Source organism: Propionicimonas sp. (assembly GCF_047606205.1).
Classification (GTDB): Bacteria; Actinomycetota; Actinomycetes; order Propionibacteriales; family Propionibacteriaceae; genus Propionicimonas.
Genome location: NZ_JASGES010000221.1, coordinates 1 through 10,325 on the forward strand (window position 1 = coordinate 1; position 10,325 = coordinate 10,325).

Consider the following 10,325-nt stretch of genomic DNA (forward strand, 5'->3'; position numbering starts at 1 on the left):
GGCGGAGGATACGAGATTCGAACTCGTGAGGGCGTGAACCCAACCCGCTTTCCAAGCGAGCGCCATAGGCCTCTAGGCGAATCCTCCGTCGAGAAGGATACCGGGTCAGCGGCGCCGAACTCCAACCGGGCATCAGTCCTTGTCAGCCACGGGTTCGAGGCGATTCCGAGCTACTTCGACGGGTAGCTGTGCCGGACACCCTTCGCGTCCGTGTAGGACAGCGAGGTGACCAGACGGGACTTGTCGCTGGTCGAGCGCATCGCCGCGACCACGGCGACCCAGCCGTCCGGGAGCTCGGCCTGGGCCCATCCCCCGTCGGCCGAGGCCAGGGTCAGTGAGACGTCGGTGGAGCCGGGCGGCAGCATGCCGACCTGGGTCAGCCGCCACTCCTTCGGAGCCGTCCCCTCCCCTCTCGCCGTGCCCCCCTCGAGCATGTCCGACGGCTTGGCACCGTTCACCGCGGACGACCACGAGCCCCACAGGCCCTGCGAGTCCAGCGCCTCGCTGCGGAAGACCACGACCTCCTCGCCGTCGACGGTGACCCGCGCGCTCGGCACCGGACCGAGCGTCGACTGCAACGCGCCGCCGCCGTCCTCCCACATCAGCTGCAGGTGCGGCGCCCTCACCTTCGCCTCGGTCAGGAAGACCAGCGCTGTCGCCCCGAGCGGGTCCAGCGTGGCCCTGCCGCTCAGCGACGCATCCGTCCCGTAGAGGGACTGTCCCCGCACCGCCCCAGGCACGACGGCCACCACGCCATGGCTGCCGAGGCGGACGAGTTCTGGGCGCGAGCCGTCCAGCTGCCTGGTCACCGTGGCGTCGGCAACCACGGTCCCGTCGAGGGAGGCCAGGAAGCGCGCTGTGATCGTTGTCCCGTTCGAGGTCGCCGTGACCCTCACCTCGTTGAAAGCTCCCGCCACGCCGTTGAAACCCCCTGCCATCGAGATCGACTGCTGCGCCGTCCCCGGTGACGCGGGAGCGGACGGGGAAGACGCGTCCGGCGAGGGTGTCGCCACCACGACGGCGGGGTTGCTGCCCCCGATCAGGCTGTTCAGGCTGAACCGGCCGATCGCGCCGACCGCCAGCACCGCGGCAACCGAGACCGCCAGGCGCCGTACCACCCGGTTGCGCCGGACGCGGCGTCCGACCCGCAGCAGCGCGTCCGGGTCGAGCTCGGACCCGATGTCGCTGGTCGCCGTGCGCAGGTCGGTCCTGAGCTGCTCCTCCAGATCGTTCATCACCGTTCTCCTCCCACGGTCGTGTAGCGGGATCGCAGCGTGGCGAGACCCCGCGACGCCGCCGACTTCACCGCGCCCACGCTGATCCCCAGCTGGTGCGCCGTGTCCGCCTCGGTCAGGTCGTCGAAGTAGCGCAGCACGATCACCCGGCGCTGCTGGTCCGGCAGTGTCGCGAGCAACCGGACCACCTCGTCGCGGTCGTCGACCCGCCCGTGCCCGTCCGTGAGGTCCGGGCGTTCGTCCAGTTCGCCAGGGACGGCCTGCCGACGACGCCACCGGTCGATGTTCAGGTTCACCAGGACGCGTCGCGCATACGCCGTCGCCTCCCCGTGCCGCACCCGGCGCCAGGCCAGGTAGGTCCGTACCAGCGCCTCCTGCACCAGATCCGAGGCGAGCTCCCGGTCCCCGGTGAGCAGGTACGCCGTACGCGTCAGCGTCCCGGACGCAGCGCGCACGAACTCCACGTACTCCGCGTCCGGGCTGGGGGTGGGCGTTCCGGCCATGGCGCCTCTCTCTTCGACCTACACCATGAACTACGCAGCACACCGGCCAAAGGTTGCCGGCAGCCCGTGAACGGGTTTGCACTGTCGATGGCGACTCGGGGCCGATATCACCCCGAAGGGCGGATCGAGCGGGCAATTCCGCTCAGCCGTGCGACGCTGGACCCGTGCGGATCGCCCTCGCCCAGTTCGCCGCGTCCACCGAGCCGGCCGACAACCTCGCCCGCGTCCGGCAGCTCGCCGCCGACGCCGCGGCCCAGGCCGCCGAGCTGGTGGTGTTCCCCGAGGCCGCCATGTGCTCGTTCTCCCGGGCCAGGGCGGACGCGGCCGAGCCCATCGACGGGCCCTGGGCCGCCGGTGTCCGGCAGGCCGCCGCCGACCTCGGCACCACCATCGTCGCCGGCATGTTCACCACCACTGGCGGCGACCGCGTCCGCAACACCCTGCTCGTCACCGGGGCCGCCGAGGCCCGCTACGACAAGGTGCACCTGTTCGACGCCCTCGGCTACGCCGAGTCCGCCCAGATCGAGCCCGGCACCGAGGCGGTCGCCTTCACCCTCGGCAGCCGCACGGTGGGCCTGGCCACCTGCTACGACATCCGGTTCCCCGGCCTGTTCACCCATCTCGCGCGGCTCGGCGCCGAGCTGATCGTCGTCCCCACCTCCTGGGCGCCCGGGCCCGGCAAGCTGCACCAGTGGCGGACGCTCGCCACCGCGCGCGCCATGGACTCCACCAGCTTCGTCGTCGGTGTCGACCAGTCCCTCTCCCCCGCCGACGACGGCTCCCGCAGGCCCACCGGGGTGGGCCACTCGATGGTCGTCGACCCCACCGGCGAAGTCCTCCTCGAGCTCGGGGACGCCGACGAGCTGGCCGTCGTCGACCTCGACCTCGACCTCGTCGAGGGCGTCCGGGAGCGCCTGCCCATCCTGCGTCACGCCCGCCGCTTCGAGTGACCCGGGGCACCGGCTCGCGCACCACCGATGCCGCCCGGTAAGCTGGTCAGCGGTTCCCCGCGCGGCGGTACCTCGCCCAACTCCCCCAGGGTCGGAAGACAGCAAGGGTAAGTGAGCTCTTCCGGGTGCGCGGGGGCCGCTGCATTTCCGCCGGCGGCTTCGGTTCTGTCACCGGCTACCCGTAAGGTTCACACCGTGGACGACCGCGACGAAGACCTGTTCGCAGAGGATCCCCTGGACCTCTTCGAGCAGGACGGCCCTGACCTGTTCGGGCAGAACGGTCCGGGCCTGTTCGACGAGGATTCCGCCGACTCGCCGGTGGTCGAGGACCTGCCCTCCGACACGGCGGACGCCCCGGTCGAGGTCGGTCCCCACCGCCGCTCCGACGAAGAGGTCACCGCGTCCCTGATGGAGGCCGTGGACGCCCTGCGCCAGCCCTCCAGCGAGCAGATCACCCGTCCGGAGACCCCGCTCGCCCTCTACCGCCGCTACCGTCCCGACACGTTCGCCGACGTGATCGGCCAGGAGCATGTCACCGAGCCCCTGCAGCGCGCGCTCACCAACAACAGGGTCAACCACGCCTATCTGTTCTCCGGCCCGCGCGGCTGCGGCAAGACCACCAGCGCCCGCATCCTGGCCCGCTGCCTGAACTGCGCGGAGGGCCCCACGCCCACCCCGTGCGGCGTCTGCCAGTCCTGCCGCGACCTCGCCCGCGGCGGCGCCGGCAGCATCGACGTGATCGAGATCGACGCCGCGTCCCACGGCGGCGTGGACGATGCCCGCGACCTGCGCGAACGGGCCTTCTTCGCGCCCGTCCACAGCCGCTACAAGATCTACATCATCGACGAGGCGCACATGGTGACGCCGCAGGGTTTCAACGCCCTGCTGAAAGTGGTCGAGGAGCCGCCGCCGCACGTCCGGTTCGTGTTCGCCACCACCGAACCCGACAAGGTGCTGGGCACGATCCGTTCGCGCACCCACCACTACCCGTTCCGGCTCGTCCCGCCGAAGACCCTGCAGGCCTACCTGGCGAAGCTCTGCGAGGCCGAGGGCATCGCCGTCGAGCCGGCCGTCCTGCCGCTGGTCGTGCGCGCCGGGGCCGGGTCGGTGCGCGACTCCCTCTCCGTGCTCGACCAGCTGCTCGGCGGCGCCGCCGCGGACGGCGTCAGCTACAGCCAGGCCACCTCCCTGCTCGGCTACACCCCGGACGCGCTGCTGGACGAGATCGTGGACGCCTTCGCCGCCGGCGACGCCCAGGGTGTGTTCGCCGCCGTCGACAAGGTCATCGAGGTCGGCCAGGACCCCCGCCGCTTCGCCGAGGACCTGCTCCGCCGGTTGCGCGACCTGATCATCGTCGCCGCCGTCCCCGAGGCGCTCAGCAGCGGGCTCGTCGACGTGGCCGGCGACCAGGCCGACCGTCTCGCCGCCCAGGCCACCGCGATGGGCGCCGGCGAGCTCACCCGCGCCGCGGAGGTGATCGCCGTCGGCCTCACCGAGATGCGCGGCACCACCGCGCCCCGCCTGCACCTCGAGCTGATGTGCGCCCGCGTCCTGCTTCCCGGCGCCGACGTCGACGGACGCGGCCTGCATGCCCGCCTCGACCGCCTCGAGCGCCGCCTCAGCGTGGGCGTGCCTGCCGCGGCGGAGCCGGGACCGACCGTCCCCCTGCGGGAGGATCGCCCGGCCGAACCCGCCCCGGTCACCGAGCAGCCCCGCAGTCGAGCGGCCAACCCCGCCCCTTCGCCGGCTCCGGCAGAGCCCCGGGGCGAGGAAAGGACGCCACGGCGCCCCGACCGGCCGGGCACACCGGCCGAACCGCCGAGCGCGACCGCCGACACCCCGCCCTGGGACGTCGACCCCGCACCCTCATCGCCTGCCGACCAGTCCCCGCAGCAGGCGGACGCGCCCGCAGCCTCGACGCGGCCGGGGGCGCCCTCGGGGCGGGCCCCCGCGCCCACACCGAGCCCGAAGCCTTCCCACGGGCACCGCTCCGAGGGGAGTCACGCCGGGGCACCCGGATCGTCCGGTCCGGGTGCGGCGACCCCGACTCCCGAACCGGCTGCCCCGGCGCCGACCGGCGAGACCGGTGGTCTGGGCACCGCCGACGTCCGCCGGTTCTGGCCGCAGATCCTCGACAACGTGAAGAACCGGCGCCGCTTCACCTGGATCCTGCTCAGCCAGAACGCACAGGTCGTCGAGGTCCGCGACGGGGTCCTCACCCTCGGGCTGTCCAACGCCGGCGCCCGTGACAGCTTCGGCCGCGGCGGCAGCCCGGACGTCCTCCGCGAGGCGGTGATCGAGGTGCTCGGCGCCGCCCTGCACATCAACCCGATCATCGACGCGACCGCCGAGCCGGAACCCGCACGCAGCGCTCCCCCGCCCGCAGGGCCACCCTCCTCGCCGACCAGCCCACCACGCTCCGCGGCGGCCGAGGCCGCGCGGGCCAACCTGCGGGCGACCCGATCGCAGGCGACACCGCCCGAGCCGGAACCCGAGGACGAGCCCAGCCGTGACGACGTCGAGGTGGCCGAGGACGCCGCGTCCGCCGACGAGCTGATCAGGAAGCACCTCGGCGCGGAGCTGATCGCCGAGGATGACGAGTGAGCACCCGGCCGCAAACTACGATGAGCGACGTTCACCACGACAGGAGCACAGCATGTTCGATCCCGGCAGCATCGACCTCCAGGGGCTGATGGCCCAGGCCCAGGCCATGCAGGACCAGCTGGAGCAGGCCCAGGCGGAGCTCGCGTCGAAGACGGTCAGGGGCACCGCGGGCGGTGACCTCGTCGAGGCCACCGTCACCGGCACCGGCGAGCTCGTTGCGCTCGTGATCAAGCCCGAGGTGTGCGACCCGAACGACACCGAGACCCTCGCCGACCTCGTCGTGGCCGCCGTCCGCGACGCCAACCACCAGGCGATGGCCCTGGCCCAGGCCACCATGCCGCCGCTGCCCGAACTGGGCCTGTAAGCAGCAACGTCTCCGGGCGGGCCCGCCCGGAGACGCCGTCGGGACCGGCGACCTCGCGCCTCCCGTCGCCGTCCCCGGGACGCCCGGGCCGACGCGAAGGGCCGCCCCACCACCGCAGGACAAGGAACACACCGTGTACGAAGGCCCGATCCAGGACCTGATCGACGAACTGGGCCGCCTGCCCGGGATCGGCCCCAAGGGTGCCCAGCGCATCGCCTTCCACATCCTCGCCACCGACAAGGCCGACGTGGAGCGCCTCGCAGCCACGCTGCGCGAGGTCACCGAGAAGGTCCGGTTCTGCGAGGTGTGCTTCAACATCTCCGAGGAGGAGACCTGCCGGGTCTGCCGGGACCCGCGCCGCGACCGCACGGCGATCTGCGTGGTCGAGGAGTCCAAGGACGTGATGGCGATCGAGCGGACGCACGAGTTCCGCGGCCTCTACCACGTGCTCGGCGGCGCGATCAGCCCGATCGACAACGTGGGCCCCGCCGACCTGCGGATCCGGGAGCTGTGCCAGCGCCTGGCCGACGGCACGGTCACGGAGGTTATCCTTGCCACGGACCCCAACCTGGAAGGTGAGGCGACGGCCACCTACATCTCGCGGCTGTTGATTCCGATGGGGGTCACTGTCTCCCGGCTGGCCAGCGGGCTCCCCGTCGGCGGCGACCTCGAGTACGCCGACGAGGTCACCCTCGGCCGCGCCTTCCAGGGACGCCGCCAGCTGACCGCCTGACCAGAGAGCCGAATGACCTCCACCGCAGATCGCACCGAACTCCTCCTACCCGACCTCGCGCGCCCGATCCGCCTCGTCGCCACCGACCTCGACGGCACCCTGCTGATCGACCACCGCACCGTGAGCCCTCGCTCGGTCGCCGCGATCGGCGCCGCCGCCGCGGCCGGCGTACCGGTGGTCGTCGCGACCGGACGCCAGGTGCCCCAGGTGCCTGCGCTGATCCAGCCCGCGGACGTCCGCTACGTCGTCGGCAGCAACGGCAGCATCGCGGGCGACCTTCGCACCGGCGAGGTGCTGTTCGAGGACCTGCTGCCGGTGCCGACGCTGAGCACACTCTCCGATTTCCTGGGCCGCGCGGCGCCCGGCGTCCGCTTCTCCGCCGTCCGCGACCACGGCGCCGGCCACGCCGCAGAGCCCGGCTACCTGGACCTGCTCGCCCCCCGCGAGCGCGACGGCCAGTGGACGCTGGACGCGGCACCGCTCTCCGACGTCCTCGCCGAGCCCACGCTCAAGCTCACCGCTCGCCACCCCCGGCTGAGCGCCGACGACCTGCTGAGACTGCTCGCCGGCTCGGGCCTGACCGGCTTCCACGCCACCACGTCCGGCGCCCCGTTCCTGGAGATCGGGAACGCCGGGGTGACCAAGGCGTCCGGCGTCGCGCGGCTGTGCGGGCTGCTCGGGGTCGACCGGACGGAGGTCGCCGCCTTCGGCGACGCGAAGAACGACATCGAGCTCCTGGCCTGGGCCGGCCTCGGCGTCGCGATGGGCAACGCGGTTCCCGAGGCCCTGGCCGTGGCCGACTGGCAGACCGCGTCCAACGACGAGGACGGCGTCGCCCGCGGCATCGAACTCATCCTCTCCGCCTGATCCGTGCCCGACGGGTCACCCTCAGGGTGACTTCCGGACGGCTGGTGCTGCGGTCACACTGAATCCGGAGATGTCCCCGAAGCTGAGGCCGCACTCACAGGGCCAGCACAGGTTCGGCAGGCACCATGGAGGAACGGCACCAACCAGAGGAGGTCTGGAATGCGTCACTTCCCCGGTCCGGGAGGCGGCATGGGCGGCAGCAGCATGCTGTGGGGCTTCATGGGATTCATCGGCACCCTGGTGGTGCTGGCCCTGCTGGCCCTGCTCGTCGTCTTCCTGGTCAAGAAGGCCAAGCGAAAGAAGTTCGGACCCGGCGGACCCGGCCCGTGGGCCCACCACCCGAACCACCGTCCGTTCCTGCCGCCGGCCCTGCAGATCCTCGACGAACGGCTCGCCCGCGGCGAGATCGAGGTCGAGGACTACATGACCCGCAAGGCGGCGTTGCTGGGATCCCAGGGCCCGGCCACGAACGAATGGACGCCGCAGGCGGCGGCACCGAAGCCGGCGGACGAACCGAGAGCCGATCCGGGGGACGACCCCGGCATCTGAGCACCACCGACGCGGGTGACGGACGCCGCCTCCTCCCCGCCCCGCCTCGGCCCGAGGACCCGGACGACCGGATCGTCCGGGTCCTCGGCTGTTCCCTCCCGGTGCCGGGAAGGACGCCGGCCGGGAGCGATTCTTGGAGAGCGGCGCGGGGCCCGCGTAAGCTGGCCGGGTCCGCGAGGCTGGGATGGGGCCATCACCCCGGAGCTGCCGGAAGAACAGGGCCTGCGGGCCCCCACTAGAACCGGCGGCGGACGGCAACGAAGTGGGGCGTCCACACGGCGCCCAAGAAGGGTGGTACCGCGGGCCGCAGGCTCGTCCCTTCGTCGCAGGGATCGACGACGAAGGATGACAATGACCACCGATTCGACCTCCAGCGGCGCCGTCGGAACTGCCCGGCCGCGGCGGGATGACGCGGGGACCGGTCAGTACCGCGCGGTGCCCGCCATGCTCGACCTGCCCGCGATGGAGCACGAGATCCTCGACTTCTGGGCCGAGAACGGCACCTTCGCCGCCTCCCTCGAGCGGACCGCCGGCGGCAGGCCGTGGACGTTCTACGAAGGCCCGCCCACCGCCAACGGCATGCCGGGGACCCATCACATCGAGGCCCGGGTCTTCAAGGACGTGTTCCCGCGGTTCAAGACCATGCAGGGCTTCCACGTCGACCGGAAGGCAGGCTGGGACTGCCACGGGCTGCCCGTCGAGCTGGCCGTGGAGAAGGAGCTCGGCTTCAACGGCAAGCCCGACATCGAGGCCTACGGCGTCGAGGCGTTCAACGCGAAGTGCCGCGCGTCCGTCTCGCGCCACGTGGACGCGTTCACCGAGCTCACCACGCGGATGGGCTACTGGGTGAACCTCGACGAGGCGTACTGGACGATGGATCCCGGCTTCGTCGAGTCGGTCTGGTGGGCGCTCAAGCAGATCCACGCCAAGGGCCTGCTCGTCGAGGACTACCGGGTCGCGCCCTACTGCCCCCGCTGCGGCACCACGCTGAGCGACCACGAGCTCGCCCAGGGCTACGAGGACGTCACCGACCCCAGCGTCTACGTCCGCTTCCCGGTGACGTCGGGCCCGCTCGCGGGCAAGGCGTCGCTGCTGGTGTGGACGACGACGCCGTGGACGCTGGTCAGCAACACCGCCGTCGCCGTCCACCCCGACGTCACCTACGTCGTGGCCACCAAGGACTCCCCGCAGGGCGAGACCCTCGTCGTGGCCGAACCGCTGGTCGAGAAGGTGCTGGGCGAGGGGTGGGCGCTGGGACAGACGTTCCGCGGCGCGGAGATGGAGCACTGGCGCTACGCGCGTCCGCTGGACCTCGTGGAGTTCCCCGACGTCGTCGGCGGCGTCAACTACGTCGTGCTGGCCGACTACGTGACCACCGAGGACGGCACCGGCCTCGTCCACCAGGCCCCGGCGTTCGGCGAGGACGACATGGCGGTCTGCCGCGCGTACGGCCTGCCGCTGGTGAACCCGATCCTGCCCGACGGCACGTTCGAGGCCGGTCTGGACCTCGTCGGCGGGCTCTTCTTCAAGGCGGCCGACCAGGTGATCGTCGACGATCTCACCGCGCGCGGCCTGATGTACCGGGTGCTGCCCTACGACCACTCCTACCCGCACTGCTGGCGCTGCCACACGCCGCTGCTGTACTACGCCCAGCCGTCCTGGTACATCCGCACGACCGCCATCAAGGACGAACTGCTGCGCGAGAACGCCAACACCAACTGGTATCCCGAGACGATCAAGTGGGGCCGGTACGGCGACTGGCTGAACAACAACATCGACTGGGCGCTGTCGCGCACCCGGTACTGGGGGACGCCGCTGCCGATCTGGCGCTGCGCCAACCGGCACCAGACCTGCGTCGGCTCCCGGGCCGAACTCTCCGGGCTGGCCGGACGCGACCTGTCCGGGCTCGACCCGCACCGTCCGTTCGTCGACGACGTGGTGTTCGCCTGCCCCGAGTGCGGCGAGCCCTCGCACCGGGTGCCGGAAGTGATCGACGCCTGGTTCGACAGCGGCTCGATGCCGTTCGCGCAGTGGGGCTACCCGTGGCTGGAGGGCTCGAAGGAGTCGTTCGACGCCGCCTACCCCGCCGACTTCATCTGTGAGGCGATCGACCAGACCCGGGGCTGGTTCTACTCGCTGATGGCCATCGGGACGCTGGTGTTCGATGCGTCCTCGTACGCCAACGTGCTGTGCCTGGGCCACATCCTGGCCGAGGACGGCCGCAAGATGAGCAAGCACCTCGGCAACATCCTCGAACCGATCCCGTTGATGGACAAGCACGGCGCGGACGCGGTGCGCTGGTTCATGGCCGCCGGCGGCTCGCCGTGGGCGTCCCGCCGGGTGGGCCACCAGACCATCCAGGAGACCGTCCGGAAGGTCCTGATGACCTACCTCAACACGGTGTCGTTCCAGAGCCTGTACGCCCGGGCCAACGGCTGGTCCCCCGCCCGACCCGGGGTGGACCGAGTTGGGGACGGTTCTCTACTCGGTCCGCGGACCGAGTCAGGAACCGTCCCCGAC

The 10,325-nt window shown here is 71.8% G+C and carries 9 protein-coding genes, 1 tRNA gene and 1 other RNA gene; 8 read left to right on the forward strand and 3 right to left on the reverse strand.

What is annotated here, in order from left to right; genetic code table 11:
• Positions 1-2: 2 nt before the first annotated feature.
• The 3 genes from QM633_RS13710 to QM633_RS13720 all read right to left on the reverse strand — a co-directional run bounded on the left by QM633_RS13710 (position 3) and on the right by QM633_RS13720 (position 1,738).
• Positions 3-87, reverse strand: a tRNA-Ser gene (locus tag QM633_RS13710).
• An 83-nt stretch (positions 88-170) separates the two neighbouring features.
• Entirely contained in the window at positions 171-1,235 is a 1,065-nt protein-coding gene (locus tag QM633_RS13715; RefSeq protein ID WP_415154322.1) for a hypothetical protein, read from the reverse strand.
• The gene (locus QM633_RS13720) at positions 1,235-1,738 is read right to left on the reverse strand and encodes a SigE family RNA polymerase sigma factor (protein ID WP_415154323.1); all 504 of its coding nucleotides are present in this window, start codon (positions 1,736-1,738) and stop codon (positions 1,235-1,237) included. The genes QM633_RS13715 and QM633_RS13720 overlap by 1 nt, the downstream gene beginning before the upstream one ends.
• Positions 1,739-1,902: 164 nt before the next feature.
• Between QM633_RS13720 and QM633_RS13725 the strand changes: the two genes are divergently transcribed.
• The 8 genes from QM633_RS13725 to ileS form a co-directional block, all read left to right on the forward strand.
• Positions 1,903-2,688 (forward strand): carbon-nitrogen hydrolase family protein, encoded by a 786-nt coding sequence (locus tag QM633_RS13725; protein ID WP_415154324.1) that lies wholly within the window; start codon positions 1,903-1,905, stop codon positions 2,686-2,688.
• A gap of 47 nt (positions 2,689-2,735) precedes the next feature.
• An RNA gene (gene ffs / locus QM633_RS13730) (signal recognition particle sRNA small type) lies at positions 2,736-2,833 on the forward strand.
• A 50-nt stretch (positions 2,834-2,883) separates the two neighbouring features.
• Positions 2,884-5,292, forward strand: coding sequence for a DNA polymerase III subunit gamma and tau (locus QM633_RS13735; protein ID WP_415154325.1), 2,409 nt, complete (start codon positions 2,884-2,886; stop codon positions 5,290-5,292).
• Positions 5,293-5,344: 52 nt separating this feature from the next.
• The gene (locus QM633_RS13740; RefSeq protein WP_415154326.1) at positions 5,345-5,656 is read left to right on the forward strand and encodes a YbaB/EbfC family nucleoid-associated protein; all 312 of its coding nucleotides are present in this window, start codon (positions 5,345-5,347) and stop codon (positions 5,654-5,656) included.
• 133 nt (positions 5,657-5,789) lie between these two features.
• On the forward strand, positions 5,790-6,389 hold the full coding sequence (gene recR / locus QM633_RS13745; RefSeq protein WP_415154327.1) for a recombination mediator RecR: 600 nt from the start codon (positions 5,790-5,792) through the stop codon (positions 6,387-6,389).
• A 12-nt stretch (positions 6,390-6,401) separates the two neighbouring features.
• Positions 6,402-7,256, forward strand: a complete 855-nt coding sequence (locus tag QM633_RS13750; RefSeq protein WP_415154328.1) for an HAD family hydrolase — start codon at positions 6,402-6,404, stop codon at positions 7,254-7,256.
• A gap of 159 nt (positions 7,257-7,415) precedes the next feature.
• Entirely contained in the window at positions 7,416-7,805 is a 390-nt protein-coding gene (locus tag QM633_RS13755) for an SHOCT domain-containing protein (RefSeq protein ID WP_415154329.1), read from the forward strand.
• Positions 7,806-8,156: 351 nt separating this feature from the next.
• Positions 8,157-10,325: isoleucine--tRNA ligase (gene ileS, locus QM633_RS13760; RefSeq protein WP_415154330.1), on the forward strand; the 2,169-nt coding region annotated here is incomplete at its 3' end.